General features: G+C 57.8%; 18 protein-coding genes and 5 tRNA genes. 7 read left to right on the top strand and 16 right to left on the bottom strand.

Going from position 1 to position 18,183, the window contains the following annotated elements; translation table 11 throughout:
* Positions 1-39 precede the first annotated feature (39 nt).
* Entirely contained in the window at positions 40-648 is a 609-nt protein-coding gene (locus tag JW799_RS19845; protein WP_080840365.1) for a TetR/AcrR family transcriptional regulator, read from the top strand.
* Between the two features lie 133 nt (positions 649-781).
* Here the strand turns inward: JW799_RS19845 and JW799_RS19840 are convergent, their stop codons facing one another.
* A complete protein-coding gene (locus JW799_RS19840; RefSeq protein WP_080840367.1) occupies positions 782-1,960 on the bottom strand; it encodes an MFS transporter in 1,179 nt (392 codons plus the stop codon).
* Between the two features lie 228 nt (positions 1,961-2,188).
* Here JW799_RS19840 and JW799_RS19835 point away from each other — a divergent pair, with 228 nt between their 5' ends.
* Entirely contained in the window at positions 2,189-3,658 is a 1,470-nt protein-coding gene (locus tag JW799_RS19835; protein ID WP_080840369.1) for an aminotransferase class I/II-fold pyridoxal phosphate-dependent enzyme, read from the top strand.
* 136 nt (positions 3,659-3,794) lie between these two features.
* Positions 3,795-4,214 (top strand): DUF1885 family protein, encoded by a 420-nt coding sequence (locus JW799_RS19830; protein ID WP_205431379.1) that lies wholly within the window; start codon positions 3,795-3,797, stop codon positions 4,212-4,214.
* 65 nt (positions 4,215-4,279) lie between these two features.
* Here JW799_RS19830 and JW799_RS19825 read toward each other — a convergent pair whose 3' ends face one another.
* The 3 genes from JW799_RS19825 to JW799_RS19815 form a co-directional block, all read right to left on the bottom strand.
* Positions 4,280-4,573, bottom strand: a complete 294-nt coding sequence (locus tag JW799_RS19825) for a DUF1292 domain-containing protein (RefSeq protein WP_080840373.1) — start codon at positions 4,571-4,573, stop codon at positions 4,280-4,282.
* 110 nt (positions 4,574-4,683) lie between these two features.
* The gene (locus JW799_RS19820; RefSeq protein ID WP_080840375.1) at positions 4,684-5,262 is read right to left on the bottom strand and encodes a hypothetical protein; all 579 of its coding nucleotides are present in this window, start codon (positions 5,260-5,262) and stop codon (positions 4,684-4,686) included.
* Positions 5,263-5,468: 206 nt separating this feature from the next.
* Entirely contained in the window at positions 5,469-5,678 is a 210-nt protein-coding gene (locus tag JW799_RS19815) for a hypothetical protein (RefSeq protein WP_080840377.1), read from the bottom strand.
* A gap of 184 nt (positions 5,679-5,862) precedes the next feature.
* Here JW799_RS19815 and JW799_RS19810 point away from each other — a divergent pair, with 184 nt between their 5' ends.
* Positions 5,863-6,603, top strand: a complete 741-nt coding sequence (locus JW799_RS19810) for an MBL fold metallo-hydrolase (protein WP_205431377.1) — start codon at positions 5,863-5,865, stop codon at positions 6,601-6,603.
* Between the two features lie 240 nt (positions 6,604-6,843).
* Here the strand turns inward: JW799_RS19810 and JW799_RS19805 are convergent, their stop codons facing one another.
* Positions 6,844-7,092: a hypothetical protein gene (locus tag JW799_RS19805; RefSeq protein WP_080840381.1), complete on the bottom strand. Its 249-nt coding sequence runs from the start codon at positions 7,090-7,092 to the stop codon at positions 6,844-6,846.
* Positions 7,093-7,170: 78 nt separating this feature from the next.
* Positions 7,171-7,341 carry a hypothetical protein gene (locus tag JW799_RS19800; RefSeq protein ID WP_176220909.1) on the bottom strand — a complete coding sequence of 57 codons (171 nt, stop codon included), beginning with the start codon at positions 7,339-7,341 and terminating at the stop codon, positions 7,171-7,173.
* Positions 7,342-7,522: 181 nt separating this feature from the next.
* Here JW799_RS19800 and JW799_RS19795 point away from each other — a divergent pair.
* The 3 genes from JW799_RS19795 to JW799_RS19785 all read left to right on the top strand — a co-directional run bounded on the left by JW799_RS19795 (position 7,523) and on the right by JW799_RS19785 (position 8,533).
* Positions 7,523-7,598: transfer RNA gene (locus JW799_RS19795), tRNA-Val, on the top strand.
* Positions 7,599-7,708: 110 nt separating this feature from the next.
* Entirely contained in the window at positions 7,709-8,377 is a 669-nt protein-coding gene (locus tag JW799_RS19790) for a hypothetical protein (RefSeq protein ID WP_080840383.1), read from the top strand.
* 80 nt (positions 8,378-8,457) lie between these two features.
* Positions 8,458-8,533, top strand: a tRNA-Val gene (locus tag JW799_RS19785).
* A 329-nt stretch (positions 8,534-8,862) separates the two neighbouring features.
* Here JW799_RS19785 and JW799_RS19780 read toward each other — a convergent pair.
* From JW799_RS19780 to JW799_RS19735, 10 genes are all read right to left on the bottom strand, one after another.
* Positions 8,863-9,585, bottom strand: a complete 723-nt coding sequence (locus tag JW799_RS19780) for a uracil-DNA glycosylase (RefSeq protein ID WP_205431375.1) — start codon at positions 9,583-9,585, stop codon at positions 8,863-8,865.
* 178 nt (positions 9,586-9,763) lie between these two features.
* Positions 9,764-9,852, bottom strand: a tRNA-Leu gene (locus JW799_RS19775).
* A 567-nt stretch (positions 9,853-10,419) separates the two neighbouring features.
* Positions 10,420-10,496: transfer RNA gene (locus JW799_RS19770), tRNA-Ile, on the bottom strand.
* Between the two features lie 29 nt (positions 10,497-10,525).
* Positions 10,526-10,602: transfer RNA gene (locus JW799_RS19765), tRNA-Met, on the bottom strand.
* 115 nt (positions 10,603-10,717) lie between these two features.
* Positions 10,718-10,885, bottom strand: coding sequence for a YycC family protein (locus JW799_RS19760; RefSeq protein ID WP_139787321.1), 168 nt, complete (start codon positions 10,883-10,885; stop codon positions 10,718-10,720).
* Between the two features lie 90 nt (positions 10,886-10,975).
* A complete protein-coding gene (locus JW799_RS19755; RefSeq protein ID WP_176220910.1) occupies positions 10,976-11,140 on the bottom strand; it encodes a hypothetical protein in 165 nt (54 codons plus the stop codon).
* Between the two features lie 113 nt (positions 11,141-11,253).
* Positions 11,254-12,801, bottom strand: coding sequence for an ABC transporter substrate-binding protein (locus JW799_RS19750; RefSeq protein WP_205431373.1), 1,548 nt, complete (start codon positions 12,799-12,801; stop codon positions 11,254-11,256).
* Between the two features lie 85 nt (positions 12,802-12,886).
* A complete protein-coding gene (locus JW799_RS19745; protein ID WP_205431359.1) occupies positions 12,887-14,443 on the bottom strand; it encodes an ABC transporter substrate-binding protein in 1,557 nt (518 codons plus the stop codon).
* The gene (locus JW799_RS19740; protein ID WP_205431354.1) at positions 14,440-15,321 is read right to left on the bottom strand and encodes an ATP-binding cassette domain-containing protein; all 882 of its coding nucleotides are present in this window, start codon (positions 15,319-15,321) and stop codon (positions 14,440-14,442) included. The genes JW799_RS19745 and JW799_RS19740 overlap by 4 nt, the downstream gene beginning before the upstream one ends.
* A gap of 4 nt (positions 15,322-15,325) precedes the next feature.
* Complete coding sequence (locus JW799_RS19735; RefSeq protein ID WP_205431352.1) at positions 15,326-18,181, bottom strand: ABC transporter permease; 2,856 nt, start codon at positions 18,179-18,181, stop codon at positions 15,326-15,328.
* Between the last annotated feature and the right edge of the window lie 2 nt (positions 18,182-18,183).

Here is an 18,183-nt window from a genome sequence, read left to right as displayed (position 1 = left end):
ACACTGTTGTATTAAAAAACAAAGTGATAAAATAATCGCATGCCCAAAATCGTCGATCATGATCGGCGCCGAACGGAGCTGGGAGAAGCGGCATGGCGCATTATCCGGCGCGAGGGGCTGGAGGCGGTGACGGTCCGAAACGTGGCGAAGGAAGCGGAGGTGTCTCTCGGATCGCTCAGGCATTATTTTTCGACCCAATCGGAACTGCTCGCCTTCTCGCTGCGCCTCGTCTCCGATCGCGTCAAAGGCCGGCTGGCGGACTTCAAGCCGTCCGGCGACGTCCGCGCGGACGCGGAATGCATCCTCTGGGAACTGCTTCCGCTCGATGAAGAAAAACGCGCGGAAAGCGAGGTTTGGCTCGCGTTCACGGGCCGGAAACTGACCGATCCCGCCCTGGCGGAGCTGAACGCCCAGGTGTACGACGAACTGTACGCGGGGATGTTGCGGCTCGTGCGGGCGCTCATCGTCTTCCGCGAGGCGGAATCGGGCGCAAGTTCGAGCCTCGACGCCGAGCTGGAAGCGAGACGATTGAACGCGCTCGTGGACGGACTCCTCGTTCACGGCGTTTCCCGTCCCGACGTCATGACGCCCGAAACGATCCGCCGCATCGTCCGGCTGCACCTGGATCGTTTGCTTTCGGAAGCATAAACCGGCGCTTCGGCGCGCAAAAACGGCAGCGTTCCCCGCAGAGATGGGCGCTGCCGTTTCCGCTTTTCGGCTCTGTCAAAAAAGCTCTCCCCAAAAAGCGGGGAGAGCTTCGCAGCGCGGCAAAGGCGATCGATTACGCGTTCGGCTTCGCCGATGCGCCGTCCGCCATGCGGAACCGGGCCAGCAGGCCGATCGCAAGCAGGGAAATGACGCCGGACACGACGTACGGCAGCCAATCGTACACGCCGAGCAGGAGCGTGCCGAGCAGCGGGCCCGCGATCCGGCCGAGGCTGTCCATCGAAGAGCTGAGGCCGGATGCGACCCCCTGCTCGACCGTCGTTTTTTGCGTAATGAGCGATGTGACGCACGGCCGGGTCAGCGAGTTGCCGATGCCGAAAATGCACAGGTACGCCGTTGCGGCGATCCAGTTGTCCGCGGTCAGCAGCAGGAAAAATCCGATCGCCGACAGCACGAGCCCCGCCGCGATGAACGCCCCTTCGCGCCCCTTTTTCACGTACCGGCGAACGATGCCTCCCTGGACGAGCGCGCCGGCCAGCCCGCAAAAGAAAAACATGATGCCGACTTTATAGGGCGTGACCTCGAAGCGCTCCATGCCGAACAATTGCATCGTCGCTTCCAGAATCGCCAGCGAAAACGTCACGAAAAACGCCAGCACGTACAAATTTTTAAGCGGGCCCTGAAAGGCGGTCCACCGGGAAACTTTGGGCGCCGCCGCCGTTTTGGCCCGCTGCTCGGGCGTGAGCGATTCCGTCAGCTTCGCCCATGCCGCGAGCAGCGTAACGAGCGCCAGCCCCGCGGCGGCAAAAAACGGCGCGCTGAGCGAAATGCGGCTGAGCACGCCGCCGACGAAAGGACCGAAGGTGAAGCCGAGACCGATGCTCATCCCGACGACCGCCATTCCTTTCGTCCGGTCTTCGTTTGTCGTAATGTCGGCTACGTACGCGACGATGCAAGCGGTCACCGCGCCGGAAAACAAGCCGCCGATCAGCCGGGACGCGTACATCAGCGTCAAATTGTCGCCGGCCAGGCCAAAGAGCAGGAAGCTGAGGCAGAAGCCGGCAACGCCGATCATGATGACGGGCCGCCGTCCCACCCTGCCGGAGAGCGAGCCCCACAGCGGGGATACGACAAACGAGACGAGCGAGTACAGCGTAAGCATCAAGCCCGTGTGCAAATTGGCCGCTTCCGGGTCGATGTCGGATACGACTTGCGGCAAAACCGGAATAATAATGCCGAAGCCGATAAAGGTCGTAATGAGCATGAGCGCTACGATGGCGAGCTTGCTTCTCATGGACGTCGTTCTCTCCTCTAAAACGCAGTGTCGTTTTTCCTTAAAATATGGTAACACAGCAAGCAGCCCGTTCCAAATGCCGCCATTTGTCGTTTTCGTGACAGCCGATTCGGACGGAAATCGGCTGCGCGGCAAACTTGTTGCATTCCCCCCTATTTTTGCTATACTCAACCTAGTTTGAAACAAACTTCGACTCATGCTAGGTAAGAAAGGCAGGCGCTATCCATTTTGGATCATACCCGCACCCCTTTGTTCGACGCGCTTCTGCGCCATTCCGAGGCCGGGCCGGTGCAGTTTCACATCCCCGGGCACAAGAAAGGCGCCGGCATGGATCCCGAATTCCGCCGGTATGTCGGGCAAAACGTTCTCGATATCGACCTGATCAACATCGCGCCGCTCGACGACCTTCATCAGCCGGTCGGCGTCATTCTCGAAGCCCAGAAGCTGGCCGCGGACGCCTTCGGAGCGGATGCCTGTTTTTTTTCCGTGCAAGGAACGAGCACGGCCATCATGACGATGATTTTGTCCGTATGCGGCAACGGGGACAAAATCGTCGTCCCGCGCAACGTTCATAAATCGATTCTGTCCGCCATTATTTTCGCCGGGGCGCGGCCGGTTTTCCTGTCGCCGGCGCGCGATCATCAGCTCGGCATCGATCACGGCGTAACGACCCGTTCGGTCCGCCGCGCGCTGGAGCGTCATCCCGACGCGGCGGCGGTTCTGGTCATCAATCCGACGTATTTCGGCGTTAGCGCGAACCTGAAGGAAATCGTCGACCTCGTTCACGAGTACGATATCCCGGTTCTCGTCGACGAGGCGCACGGCGCGCTCATTCATTTTTCAGACAAGCTCCCGCTCTCCGCGATGCAAGCCGGCGCCGATATGGCCGCGACCAGCGTGCACAAGCTCGGCGGCTCGATGACCCAGAGCTCCATCCTGAACGTGCGAAACGGGCTGGTCAACGTCCAGCGCGTGCAAACGATTTTGAGCATGCTGACGACGACGTCCACCTCGTATCCGCTGCTCGCTTCGCTCGATACGGCAAGGCGCCAGCTCGCGCTGCACGGGGAAGAGCTCGCGGCCCGAGCGGTGGAGCTAGCCAACCGCGCGCGGCAGGCGGTGAACGAAATCGAAGGGCTCTATTCGTTCGGGGAAGACATTCTCGGCGACGAGGCGACCTACGACTACGACCCGACGAAGCTGACCATTCACGTCCGGCGGCTCGGAATTACCGGCTACGACGCGGAAAACTGGCTTCGCGAGCGTTACCGGATCGAAGTCGAGCTTAGCGACATGTACAACATTTTATGCCTGATTACGCCGGGCGACGACGACGCTTCCGTCGGTCTGCTCGTGAACGCGCTGCGCGAAATGTCGGAGCAGTTCCGCGACACGCGCGAAATTCCGGACATCGTCGTCAAGGTTCCCGAAATTCCCCACCTGTCGCTGACGCCGAGAGACGCGTTTTACGGGGAGACGGAAACGATCCCGCTGACCGAATCCGCCGGCCGGATCATCGCGGAGTTTATTTACGTATATCCGCCGGGCATTCCGATTTTGCTGCCGGGCGAAGTCATCTCGCAGGAAAACATCGATTACATCGTCGACCATCTGGAGGTCGGCCTGCCGGTCAAAGGACCGGAAGATCGGACGGTCAGGGAAATCAAGGTGATCGTCGAAGAGACGGCGATTTCGTAGGCGGCCCGCAGCATTCCGCCGGTCGCAGTCTATCCCCGCGCGCCCAATGCCGGCGCAGGGGGGTTTTTTTACGTTCGGGCAAAACGATTGTAGGCGATATCCGATTTTGCTATGATGGGCTTGGAGGTGGAAAACGATGAGTCAAAGCGCTTTCATTTCGCTCGTCCAAGGATCCGCCGCAACCGAAGTGACGCTCGACGACGTAAAGGCCAAGCTTCGCCTTTATATCGACCAGGCGTCTCGGACCGGCAAACAGCTCGGCTGGGATTACGCCGGCGCCGCCTTTCCCTACTCCATCGAGGACCAAAATTCCGAGAAGCACGCCTGGTTTTATTTGAAAGGCTCCAGGCCCCCCTACCGCTTCATCGTTTTCGGCGTCGGCCGCCGCCCGGACGGCGAACGCTCCGTTCCGTACATCCAGGTCGTCCTTCCCGAAGGCTCCACGCACGCCGACAAAGCGAAAGCGAACGAATATTGCAAATGGCTCGGCCGGCAGCTGCTGGCGGAAGTCACGTTGTTCAACGGCCGCTCGATGGTTTTCAGCTCCAGAAAATAAAAAAACGGAGCTGCCGCGGCATGCCGAAACGCGCATGCCTGGCAGCTCCCGCGAAAAGCGATGGCTCAGTCCGCTTCCTGGGCGGCGAGCTCTTCGTAAACTTTCATGACCCGCTCCCACTCTTCGTCGTCTTCGATATTGACGAGCACTTCGTCTTCGCCGTCTTCCTCGATGCGGAAAATGACGCCGTCGTCTTCGGGATCGTTGCGGTCAAGCAGAACGGCATAAGCGTTATCGCCGCTCTCGAATGTGTACACAAGCACCATTTCGTGTTCGTTGCCTTCTTCGTCCGTTACGACGAAAACGGCTTCTTCATCGTGCTCGTGGTTGCAGTTTTCGTCATGAACATGATCGCTCATGTGGAACCTCCGTTCAGTCGGTTGGATTTACTTTTCCATCGTATCGTATCATTTCCAAATCCCCGGGTCAAACGAACGGCGCTCCCCCGGATCGGGAGGAGCGCCGCCGCTTATTTCGAGATGATCGTTTTTTCCGAGACGACCTGCATGGACGAGCTCCCTGCGGGCTGCATCCAGAAGCGGATCGTGTACTTGCCGCTTGATTTGAACTCGTAGCCGAATTTGTCGCTGGTCGTGAACCAGAAGTTGTCCTTGGTCGGAAAATCCTTGTCCTTGGTCGTTTTGCCGTCGATATAGGTCTCGTCCCCGTAAGGATCGGCAATCGTGACCTTGAAGGCGGAAATGTCCGCTTGCAGGTTGTCGATTTGAGCAAAAACGATGAAGTTGACCTTCTGGTTTTTCTCGACCGAGCCGAACGGCGTGCTGCCGTTCATGGCAAACATATGTACGTTCGGCTTCGAGACGGTCACTTTCTTGTCCTTTTCGTCCCAGGCGACCATTCCCTGCACGAGATCGCCGACCTCGCGCACGCCCAAATACGCTTTGCCGTCCACGAGGATGCCGCCGTCCTCGATCGTTTGCTTATTGAATACGATTCGCACCTTCTGCGCAACCGTATCCGCAAAAACCGCGGAACCGCCTACGAGCAATAGGGCCACGGTCAACAAAAGCAGCTTGCGGATGTTCATTCTGCATGACCTCCGTCGTTCGCACTCTTTTACCTGTATGGTTATACCGAACAACCGGGCAAAAGTTGCGAGAACGCGAAAGAAAATTCAGAGCGGACATCCGCCGCGGCCCTCCCTTCGGCATGACGGAACGTGTCGAATCCGCTCCGATTGTGCGCTCGCCCGGGAAATAATGGCTCCGCCATTTCCCCGCGGTTTGCCGGGATTCAATTGGCTTTGGGCAGCGTAAGCACGCACGGAACGCCGTTGCCGATCGCTCCCGGCTCCGACATTCTGGCCAAATAGGCTAACCCTCGCGCGCACGGAGTGCGGCAAACCGCGCACGCGTCCGAGGTGACGATTTTCATTTGCGGGCGGTGGACGACGGAGGACAGCTCCTTCTTTTTCGACGCCCCTTTGCCTTTCGGTTTGCTCATGCGGCTCCCCCCTTCCCTGCGAAAATGGCAGCCACCATAACGTATGCGGGAGGGCGGGGCAATGCTTCGTTTTTTGCAACGAAATCTTTTGCATCGATACAGATTATGGTATATTCAATTCAGTTTTAAATGCGTTCGTTTGCAACGATTCAAACTGGCAGATGAGACAGCTGGGAGGCTTGGAATGGATATCCAAATGCTGGGGACGGGAAGCGCCTTCGCCAAAACGTTTTTCAACAACAATGCGCTGATCTATTCCGGTGGCCGCATCCTTTTGATCGATTGCGGGCATACGGCTCCGAAGATGCTTTACCGACTCGGCATTTCGCCGGACGATATCGACGCCATCTTGATTTCGCACATCCACGCCGACCACGTCGGAGGACTCGAAGAACTCGCGTTCAAGTACAAATTTACATATAAGACGAGAAAGCCGTTGTATATCGCCGAAACGCTTGTCGAATCGCTATGGCAGCATTCGCTGCGGGGCGGGCTGGAGCAGGAGCATTACGACTCGCTGCAGCATTTTTTCGACGTGCGGCCGCTTCCCGAAGGAACTCGCGTCGAGCTGCTAAGCGGTTTGAGGGCGGAATTGCTTCGAACCGATCACATTCCGAACAAATACAGCTACTCGATTTTGCTGAACGACTCGTTCTTTTATACGGCCGATATGAAGTTTAATCCGGAACTGCTCGCGAAGCTCGTTCGCGAACGGGGCGTGACTACGATTTTTCACGACTGCCAGCTGCATGAGCCCGGAACCGTTCACGCGTGCCTTCCCCAGCTGCTGACGCTGCCGGACGACATCCAGGAACGAATCCGGCTTATGCATTACGGAGACGATCAGCCCGATTTCATCGGAAAAACCGGAAAAATGACGTTCGTCGACCAGCATAAACGCTATACTCTTCCGTTTTCGGGATGACAACCGGATCCGGAATGCGGTATGATGAGAAAAATTCGCCTACGGAAAGGATGCCTGCGTTTTGGTTGCCGCCTACGTGATATCCGCGATCCTGCTCGTCGTCATGATTTGGGTGCTGCTCTGGGTCACCAAAAAAGCCTACTCCCGCAAATGGGAAGAATGAACGACAAAAGCTCCGACGCCTTCAAGCGGCAGCGGAGCTTTTGCTATGATTCGGCGCTTGCGGCGGGCGCGGCGAGCTTACCACCCGACGCCCCACTCCAGGCCCGGCGTGACGTTTCGCGACCGGTACACGTCTTGTGAGACTTCGCTCGGGTATACGCTCGCGAATACCTTCGATTCGGCCGAATCCGAAGCGCCGGGGGCGATCGCGCCGGCGGGAACGGCCGGCTTTTGGCCGCAGGCGGCCAGGCCGATCGTCGCCGACAGGAGGGCGGCAACGGCGAAGCGGCGAAGCGCCCGGCGGCGGTTCGCTAAACCGAACGGCATGGCGGCGGCCTCCTTCCTTTCATTCGGAACGCTGCGCTGTCGCTCCGTTTTACTCAGAATACCCGCCGCATCCGGGTCTTAATCCGTCGGATCGCCTTTTTTGCCCGGATCGTCCTTGATCGTCCAAATGAACCGCCGGTCGTGTTTGAGCGAATCCTCGCGCACCATGCGGGCGACGGCCAGCATGACCGCCCCGATCAGACCGAACATGGCGAGCAGCGCCAGCGTCAGGATGACGCCTTCCTCCATCGGACCGTTCCTCCCGTTCCAAGGCATTTATTTTATACATACGCCGGTCCGAAAGCTTCATTACTTTTACTTTTTCCGTCCGCGAAAATTTGGCGTTCTTTGTGCAAAACAATTCCCGCCCAAACGGTTGACACGGCTTTCCGAAGTTGGTATTATACAAAATGTGCTTGCGAGATAGTATGATCTGATAGCTCAGCTGGGAGAGCACCATCTTGACAGGGTGGGGGTCACAGGTTCGATCCCTGTTCAGATCACCATAATCGACAGCCAGCCTTCCCGTATTCGCGGGAAGGTTTTTTTCTTTTTGTTACCCGTTTAGAGATGCTCCATCGTACCAACAATAGGTTAACGAAGGAGTGAAGACAACATGCCGAACAAAAAATCCACGACAAGCCGTACGCTGCTGTTGACGCTTGCTTTCCTGCTTCTCCTGCCCGCCGCCGCCGGCGCGGCCGAACCGTCCCCCGAAGCCGTCCGGGCCGAGACGCCCTCCGTTTCTTCGATTCATAAGCGGATGGCCCATCCGCCTCGTCCCGTCCCGAACGAAGAACTGCTCAAGCTGTTGAAAATCGACGAGACTACGCTCCATAACGAGCTGGCCGCCGGCAAATCGTTGGCGGACGTCGCCGCGAGCAAAGGCGTTGCGAAACAAAAGGTCGTCGATCTGCTCGTCAGCCAGCATGTGAAAAGGCTGAACGAAGCGGTCAAAGCCGGACAGATTACCGAAGACGAAGCCGGCAAATGGAAATCGAAGATGGAGGAACGAGTGCGGCTGCTCGTCGACAGCAAAGGCGGCATGCACCATCGTCACTTTCGGGGCGCGAAGCGGTTGAACGACATCTCGCAAGTGCTTGGCATGGAACCGAAAGCGCTGATCGAAGAGCTTAAAAAGGGCAAATCCGTCGTGCAAATCGGCAAGGAGAAAGGCATCAGCGCGGAGACGATCGAAAGCAAGCTGCTGGAGAAGGAAAAAGCGAGAATCCACGACCAGATCAACCGCGTTTGGGACAAGCAGCGCCAAATCAACCGAAGCTGAAGAATTCGAAAAAAAATTCCCGATCCCTCTTTACATTCCGGCTGCATCCCGCTATAATAGATCAAGTCGAAACACTTCTTGATCTGATAGCTCAGCTGGGAGAGCACCATCTTGACAGGGTGGGGGTCACAGGTTCGATCCCTGTTCAGATCACCATATCGCATTTGAAGCCCCGCCGGCTGGCGGGGTTTTTTGCTTGGGCTCGACAGGGGACGGTTGGCGGCGCAGCATCGGGACAGGCTTTACGAGCCCTTCTCCCCGCCTGCGGCAAGATTGGCCGCTTATACAGCGAAACCGCTCGTGCCGGGAACGCGTGCGGCTCCGCTATGCAAAAAGATGCGCGGCAAGTCGGCGCATTTTTCAAACCGCGTCGGTCATTTTAGGCCGTTAATTAAGGATGGACGGCGATTCCCCGACTCCGTTAACGTCTGCGCCGTATTCCGCTTCGCCAAGGGGCCGATGATGTCCCGCCCCCTTCCCTCTCGTCAAAGCGCTCCGCCTCCGGACGCCCGAAGACCTTCAGCGGCTCGGTCCGCCTCCGGAATCTGCCAGTCGATCTCGGATTCTCCGACGGACCGCAAAAAAGCGTTTGTTCGCGAAAACGGACGGCTGCCGAAAAATCCGTTGTGCGCCGAAAACGGACTCGGATGCGGCGAAGCGATGACGTGGTGCCGCGACCGGTCGATGAACGACGCTTTTTCCTGCGCGTGCCTTCCCCACAGGATGAACACGATCGGCTTCTCTCGCTCGTTGAGCGCCGCGATGACCGCGTCCGTGAACTTTTCCCACCCGAGACCTTTGTGCGAATTCGGCTGGCCCTCGCGCACCGTCAGCACCGCGTTCAGCAGCAGCACGCCCTGCCTGGCCCAATGCTCCAGAAAGCCGTGGCTCGGAATCGCGCAACCCAGATCGTCCCGCAGCTCCTTGTAAATGTTCTGCAGCGACGGAGGCGTCTTCACGCCCGGCATCACCGAAAAGCTGAGCCCGTGCGCTTGGCCGGCTCCGTGGTACGGGTCCTGCCCGAGAATGACCACCTTAACGTCCTCGTAAGCCGTCAGATGAAGCGCCTGAAAAATATGATACATATCCGGATAAATGCGTCTGTCCCTGTACTCCTCCGCCAATTGCCGCCTTAGCTCCCGATAGTACGGCTTCTCCATTTCCGGCTCGAGAACCGGTCCCCAATCATTGCGGAATACGGCCGCCATCTTGCGTTCCTCCATTTTCTGTCGTCGTTAACTCTTCTATTATAGCAATCTATCGGACATCCGTGAAACCGCCGCGAAGTCCCCTTGCGGTTCCGCCCGGAAAACAAAAAATCCTGCCTCGGCGTTTAGCCGGACAGGACAACTGGCGTTAAATGTTAAGGAGTGCTCCTTAAAAAAATGGTGCCGAGGACGGGAATCGAACCCGTACGGGTGTCACCACCCCCAGGATTTTAAGTCCTGTGCGTCTGCCTGTTCCGCCACCCCGGCGCGAAAATCGCGCTGCCGCGCGCATTGGCGCGTATTCCGCCAACCGCGAAATCGACCATTCGAAAACGATCAACGTTCTACATATTACCACGTCCGGGCATACGCGTCAACAAAATCGCGGGCCGGCTTCCCCCAGCAATGGCAGAGCGGGCGCGCAAGAATGGGGGAATCTGCGAATGATTTCGTCCAAGCCATCCTCTTCTTCCATCATAAACTATACTATGAAGCTGAAAGGTGGTGGCTTACGATGTCTTTGAGGAGAAAAACGATCGTCGTCAAACTCCGCCCCGGTCAAAAAGCGATTATCATTTGCAAGCATCGGAGACGCAGAAATCCGCTATCCCTCTAATCTCTCAATTCGCAATTCCCGCATTCAACGCAGCCTGTCAAAAACGCCCTTCGGGGCGTTCTTTTTATCATTGGCCCGCTTTCCGCGCCCGACTTTCCGCCGTTCGCGCCCGTTTCCCGCACAAACAAAAAAACGCCTCCTTCCGCTTGATGCCGTTAACCGGCTTGGGAAGTAGAGACGATTCGCATTCGCCTTTGCATCGCTGCTTGCATCCTCAGTGGTGGGCCCTGAGGGACTTGAACCCCCGACCAATCGGTTATGAGCCGACCGCTCTAACCAACTGAGCTAAGGGCCCTCGTCTGAAGTCCGTTTGAGGTTTAAGTTTGGTTGCGGGGGCAGGATTTGAACCTGCGGCCTTCGGGTTATGAGCCCGACGAGCTACCGGACTGCTCCACCCCGCGACGTTCACCATCAATCTGTCGACAGCGACAAGAATTAATATACTACAAGAGTAATGAATAAGTCAAGGAAAAAATAACAATCCGTTAAAAAAAGTCGTCGCGCTTCCGGCTTGAGCTATTCCTCCTTTTTGACGTTTCCGCCGGAGGCCGCATCGGCCTTTGCCATTTCCGCCAACTTCTGCAGCAAAATATGCTGCGGCATATGCATCAGATGCTCGAGCGGCACCTTCAAATGTTCGGCAAGCTTTTGCGCGGTTTCCGCCGTCAACGGCATTCTTCGCATGCTCCCGCCCCTTTCTTCTAAAACGATAACACAACCCCTTCACGCTGCCAAGGCCGGCTTCGCGGCAAACGGCGAATCCGGCCTTGGCGGCTAAGGCATAAAACGAACTCCGTACTTCCCTTTGCGCGATCGAAACACTTCGATTTCCCGCGGCATGTCGATCCCGAACAGCCACCCGTCGTGCTCCATCCGGCGAACGAGACAGCCTGCCTGGAACTTGCTGTCGTACAGCCTCGACCAATAGACCCAATTCATCGCTGGCCATCCTTCCGGTGAATAAGCTCCAGGCTTTAGGATGCTCCTTCGCGCTTCGGTCTACTCTTAGGGGCTAGCCGTACGGACGATCCGAAGAGCGGGAAAGCCGAAAATCAGCCTCCCGACGCCCGACGGAGCATTTCCCTCTGGATCGCTTCCTGATCGCCCAAATAAGGCGTAAGATCGATCTCCCCGGTCGGGTTCTGCTTGATTTCCTGCAGCAGCTCGTTGCCGTTTTCCTGCCATTCCTGCAGCGCTTCCTTGACGCCCAAATCGCCGCGGACCGCCTTTTGGAACGATTGGTCGCCGAGTTGCTGAATATAGCCCAGGTTGGGGCGTTCCCGATAAAGGCTTTGCTCGGCCTGATTATACTCGTAAGGAATCGGCTTTTGCTTGTAGAACGCCTCGATATTGTAGGCCATGCCGTCGAGAGGCTTGACGAACTCGGTCAGCGAGCTCATCTGGTACGTGCTTCTTGCCTTGAATTTGGCCGTTTCCTTGCTCGTGCTGAACTTGATGAACTCCCAGGCATCGTCCGCATTGGCCGCGTTGGCGTTGATCACCATCACTTCGCCCAGGTACATCCCGCTGCTCGCTTCCGGCATCTCCGGAAGCACCGGGTAGGTGACGACATCCCAATCAAGGGGCTCGTAATTTTCCATTTTGTCTACGTTATCGTTATAAGTCTTGAGCTCGTTGATCAGGTAATTGTTGCTGATCATCATGGCGACGCGGTTCGTAAAGAACGGACGGTTCGAATACGGATTGTAGCGGTAGTTGCCGTCGGCGGGCATCTCCTCCACGAAATCTTCCGCGCTCGGAATCACTTTTTGCTGCGCCAGCTCGATCGGGCGCTCCCAGGCCCGTTCCCACTGCGGCGTATTGACCGTCATCGTCTCGGCCTTGTCGTCGAACATCCTCAGTTTCAGCGGGGCGACGATGTTATTGACGCTGTACATGCTCAATTCGGAGTTCCAGTCGTTCAACGTCAATCCGAATATCCGCTCGGCGCCCTCTCCCGTGCTCATTTGAGTGGCCAGGTCGAAAATTTGGTCCCACGTCATCCCGTCGGTCGGCGGAGTGACGCCCGCTTTCGAAAACAACGTCTTGTTGTAAAACAAAACGCTGGAGCTGAACGTAGAGGTCAGCCCGTAAACCTGGTTGTTGCCCGCCTCCCGGATGCTTTCGATGACGGACGGCACGAACGCTTCCAAATCCACTTTGTCTTTCTTGATGTACGAATCCAGCGAAACGAGCAAATTATCCTGAATCAGCCGGCCCATCGTTCCCTGATCGGTGACGAGCACGTCGACCGGATTCGGTCCCGTCAGCATTTCCTTGAGCCGTTCGTACGTATCGATTTGCTGAAATTCCTTTTGCTCCTCTTCCGAAGCGTACATCATCTCCGAATAGTCGGTCGCATATTGGAATTCGATGTCGATGTTCCCTTTGGATAGTTCGAACATATCCGTGTATTCCTGACGGTAATAGGATTCGCTGTCCTGGCTGCCCGAAACCATGCCGATGCGCAGCGTGCGGCGATTGTTCGGATCGTCTGACGCGTCTCCTCCGCTGCACGCGGCGGCGAGAGCGGCGACGACGGACAAAACGAGCACGACGGACAGCGACTTCAACGTATGTAATCGAAGAAATGAGCGCAAGAAAATTCCCCCTTATCCTTGTAAAAACGCCGCGCAGACCGCCCCGTCGGTTGACTGCGCGGCGACGTTTCGCTACCCTGTTGCGTCAGCCGACTGCAACCGCGGCAGACGTAGCCGAGTCGTAAAGAATCGGACCGCCTCCTCCGCCGTACACGTCGTCGTTGACGCCTTCGATCGGACCGTTCGGCGTCAGCTTGATTTTCTGCAGCAGTTCGTTCCCCTTCGTCTCGAATTCGGCGAGCGCTTCCTCTACCGACATTTCGCCGTTGACGACTTTGTTGTACTGGGTATTGGCGAGCGAATCGATCAGGTTCAAATTCGGACGTTCCTGATACAGTTTCGTGTAGACCGCCAAATTTTGCTGCGGAATCGGCTTCGTCGTCGTGAAGGCTTCCATGTTGTAGCTCATGCCTTCCTTTGGCTTCGCGTATTCGATCAGCGACGGAAGCTCGTAGCTGCTGCGGGCCCGCAGCTTGCCCCACTCCTTGCCGTTCATGAACTTGACGAATTCCCAGGCGTCGTCCGGATTCGGAGCCTGCGAGTTGATGGCGGCGAGCGTATTCATATAAATATATCCGCTGATCCCGGGCGCTTCCGCGAACGTCGGCACGGACACGACATCCCAATCGAGCGCCTCCATGTTTTCGAACTTGTCTACGTTGCGGTTGAACGTGTCGATTTCGCTGATCATGCTGTACGAGCCGATGACCATCGCGACTTTGCCGCGGAAAAACGGCTGCTGCTCGTAAGGATTGTAGCGGTACGGTCCGTCGGTCGCCGGCTGCTCGAACACGAGATCCTCCTGCGACGGGAGCACCTTTTCCTTGAACAGATCGGTGTACGTCGTCCATACGTTTTTCCATTGCGGCGTATTGATCGTCATCGTTTCGCCTTTTTCGTCGAACATTTTCAATTGCAGCGGCGCGGCGAAGCTGGTCAGATCGTAATAGCCGTTGCTGTAGCCCCATTGGTTGAACGTGAACCCGAACGTCGCATCCTGGCCTTCGCCGGTCTTCAGTTGGCGCGCCAGGTTGAACAATTCTTCCCACGTCATGCCGTTCGTCGGCGGGGTGATGCCGAGGTTGCTGAACATCTTCTTATTATAAAAAAGCGCGGAAGGCGAGTACGTCGGCGCGAGAGCGTACAGATTTTGGCCGTCGCCCAGGTCCTTGATGCCTTCGATGACGGCCGGAACGTATTCGGCGGTGTCGATTTCGTCTTCTTTCATCAGCGGATCGAGCGGCTTGAGCAGATTTTCCTGCACCATCGTGCTCAGCATGCTCGAATCGTTCAAAATCATGACGTCAACCGGGTTCGGCCCCGTCATGATTTCCTTTACCTTCTCCAGCGGATCCGGCTGCTGCGTTTCCGGGGTTTGCTCCTCGAACTGCGTCTCGGTCCAGTCGATCGCCGGCACGATTTCGATGTCGATGTTGCCGTGCGTAAATTCGAACAGGTCGGTATATTGCTGGCGGAAATATTGTTCGTCCTGGCTGCTGCCGTACATCGTCCCGATGCGCAGCGTACGGCGGTTGTTCGGGTCGTCGGTCTCGTTGCCTCCGCTGCAAGCGGCGAGCAAAGTGCCGGCTAGCGTCAGGCTTATTCCGGCCAGCGCGAGCTTGCGAAATCGGTTGTTCTTCATGCGGGTTCCTCCTCGATCGGTTTCGGTGCTTTGATGACAATTTGTTCCCCGTCAAACTCCATGCTCGCCTTGTCGCCGATTTCCAGGGCTTGCAAATACTCCTTCGGAATTTGCAGCCGTCCTACGCGGTCCACGACGACAAAGGCTTCGTGTTCTTCGTTCAACCCCCCTCCGAGAGGAGGCGCGTCGTCCAAATTCGGATTCCGCTTGATAAATTCGGTGCTCGTCAGGCCGTCGCGGATGGCCACGACGCGGTCGACCTTGCTCGCCAGCGACAGATCGTGGGTAACGATGACGATCGTCAACCCCAGCTCCCGGTTGAATCGCCGGAAAATGTCCATGATGAGATCCGACGTCCGCGTGTCGACGGATCCCGTCGGCTCGTCGGCCAGCAGCAGCTGCGGCTTGTTGGCCAAAGAAATCGCGATTGCCACGCGCTGCTGCTCGCCGCCCGACAGCTGGGTGAGCTTGTTGTGCATGCGCTCCTTCAGACCTACCCACTCCAGCAGTTGCTTGGCGTAAGCCCGGTCCAGCTTGCCGGAAAACATCATCGGCATCTCGACGTTTTCCAGCGCGGTCAGAAAGGGCAGCAGATTGCGCGCGTTGTTCTGCCAGATAAAGCCGACCGTCTCCCGCTTGTATTTCACGAGATCGTCGTCGCTCGCCTTGAGCAGGTTCCATGGGCCGACGGTCACCTGGCCCGCCGAAGGGCGGTCGAGGCCGCCCAAAATGTTCAGCAGCGTCGACTTGCCGCTTCCGCTGTTGCCGATGATGGCCATCATTTCGCCCGGGGCGACGGCCAAATTCAGCCCCTGCAGCGCGACGACCTCGAGATCGTCCGCCTTGTAAATTTTGACCAATCCTTCGCAAGTAATCACAAAGTTACCGCTCCTCTCCCAGCTTGACGGCTTGATGCACTTTCAAGCGGCGAATATGCGTCACGAGCATCGCGATGCCGATCGCCATCATGACGCCGACGACGCCGTACAGCCGGAAATCGTCGGCATTGTCGAACACGACTTTGAACGGCGGCACTTGATTGGCGGCGTTGTCGGTCGTTTGCAAAAACGGGAGAAACAGAAGGCTCGTCGCCTTGCCGATGCCGATGCCGAGACCGATCGAAAGCCCTGCCGTAAAAATCTGCTCCAAAAGCAGCATGCCGGTCAATTGCCCGCGCGACAAGCCCATGGCCCGCAATGTCCCGATTTGCACGATTCTTCCCGACAAATTGAAAAACCAGAACAAAATGTAGCCCGACAGCGAAACGATGATCGTCACGAGGAATCCGAGACTTAAAATGCCGAACACGCCGCCCCGGGCCGGATGCTTCGCCTGGGTAATCAGCTCGCTGCGGGCGTCGTCGATCGACGCGATCTGGATGCTTTTCTCTTGCAGCACCGGAATGATCGGAGCCGTCAAGGCGTCGGGTTCCATCTTCAGCCACACGTCGTAGGGCATAAGCGGCGCCTGGTCGTAGATGTAGTCCAGATTGGCGACGATGAACGGCGACTGGTCCGGATATTGGGCGGGCCAATACGGAAGGATCGCCGCGACCACGAACTCGACCGGCTGCTCCTGCAGCACGGTTTGCACGATATCCCCGACTTTCATGTTGTATTGGTTCGCCAGGTTCGAGCTGACGAGCGCATATTCCGGCGCTTTCCCCATCAATTCGAGATATTTGTACGGACGGGCCGGATACAAATCGTCGCGGAACCAGGCGACCCGGGCAAAATCGACGTTGTCGATGCCGACGATCGTCCCTTGCCCCGCCGTTCGCCCGGAAATCGTAATGTTCGCCTTCGTTTGCAGCACCCTTGCGGCGTGCTCCACGCCGGGAAGCGTGCGGAACACTTCGAACGGCGGCTCGTTGTAGTTGACCCGGGTAACCGTCGGCGTCTGGCCGCCGCCGCCCGAACCTCCTCCGCCTTGCCCCTGGCCGCCGCCGCCGGAACCGCCGGACGGGGCTTCGAATTCCGGGCTTGCTTCCCAGCTCGTTTTAACGATGACGTCGGCGCCGTATTTGTACAAAATCCGCTCTTCCGAATTGAGCCCGATCGTGCGGGCGGCCGAAGCGTTGTACACGCCGAGCCCCAGCGTCAATATCAGCAAAATCATGAGCGGGTAATACGAGCGGGACGAACGCGACAGCTGCGTGAGCGTCAAGTAAAGCGACACCGGAAGAAACGACTTTCCGATCCAGTTGAACAGCTTCAGCAGCAGCGGGAACAGCCGCAAAAAGACGAGCGCGGCGGCGAAAATCGCGAGCGCCGGCACGAAAAACAGAAACGGCTGGACGTTCAGCTGGTCCGTCGTGACGCCGGTCGCGAACGACACCATCTGGCGTTCGTTGAACAAGTACCAGCCGTAGCCGGCGACGCCGAGCAGCGCGACGTCGAGAAACCAGCGCTGCCATACCGGCGAACGGTCCGCCCGCGCCATCTTCCGCTTGTAGTCGACGATCGACGTCCGCGTAAAGACGAGCGCCGGAATGACGGCGGCCCCGATGGCGACGAGCACGGCCGCGGTTCCGGCCAAAATCCCGTCCGTTCCGAATCCGACGGGAATCGCCTTCCGGTTGACGAATTCGAGAAATCCGCTGGCCGAGCCGATGCTTTTGGCCATGAACCAGCCGATGAATGGACCCGCGACGAGCGAAACGGCGCCAAGCAAAACGCCTTCGAGCAAAAACAGCATGAAAATTTGCCGCGTGCCCGCGCCCCGGCTTCGCATGACCGCGATGTCGGAACGCTGCTTCTCCAGCGATTGGCGGGCGTTCATCGTAATGAAGTAGAACACCATCGCGATCATCGGCGCCGCGAGCATGAACAGCATCGTCTGCAGTTGCACGCTGTCGCGGCGGAAATCGCTCAGCATGTCGGCGAACGAAAGCTCGACGCCGGTTCCTTTCAGCTTCTGGTACGCTTCGATGTCGATCCGGCCAAGCGTGGCGCTCAAATCCGACAGCTGGCTCGTCTGGATGTCGCGAAGATCGTACGCCGCGTACCAGTTCGCCGTCTGCAGCGGAATGCCTTGCGCGCCGGCAACGTCCTGGAGCATCGCGTCGTCGGCGATGAACAGCGTGTTCATCAGGCTGTCAAGCCCCTGATACCAGTAGGCGCTCGTTTCGTCGAGCGGCTTGTAGGAGCCGACGATTTCCACGCGGAGCGTAATGTTCAATCCGCCATAGATCGGGTAGAGCAGCACGTCGCCGACATGCAGATCGTTGCGGAACATCGCCTCCTCCATCATGACAGCCTGCAGCGTTCCGTCCGCCGCGGCCCGGTCCGCGAACCATTTGCCGCCCGCAAGCTCGACTTGGTCTTTAAGCCCGCCGAAGGCGGCCAGCGTCATCGTTCTCGTCCGGCTCGCGTCGACCTTGGTCGGGTCTTCCGGCGTAACCTGCGTATTGCGGATCGTCAGGCTGCGCTGCTTCGCTTCGATCGGAAAGCCGATCGAAGCGGGCACGTCTTCGGTAATGTAACGGTCCGCGTCGGCAAAGCTGTTCAAATCCGTCTTTCCGTCGGTCGATTGGTAGCGGAGCAAGAGCGATCCAGCCGGCAGCCCCTCGCTGTTGTCCTGGAGCGATTGGGCGACCACCCGCTTCAGCGCCCCGTCGGCGTACATCGGAATGCTCGTCGTGAACGCCACGGCGAAGAGCAGGCCGGCGAGCGTGCTGAGCGTCAGCCAGCGGGTGTTCCACATTTTTCGGAATAAAAAACGAATGAGCGCGCCCATAG

The sequence above is a fragment of the Cohnella algarum genome (assembly GCF_016937515.1).
Lineage (GTDB): Bacteria > Bacillota > Bacilli > Paenibacillales > Paenibacillaceae > Cohnella > Cohnella algarum.
The sequence above is the reverse complement of the archived record's forward strand: the minus strand, read 5'-3'. Positions and strand labels throughout refer to the sequence as shown.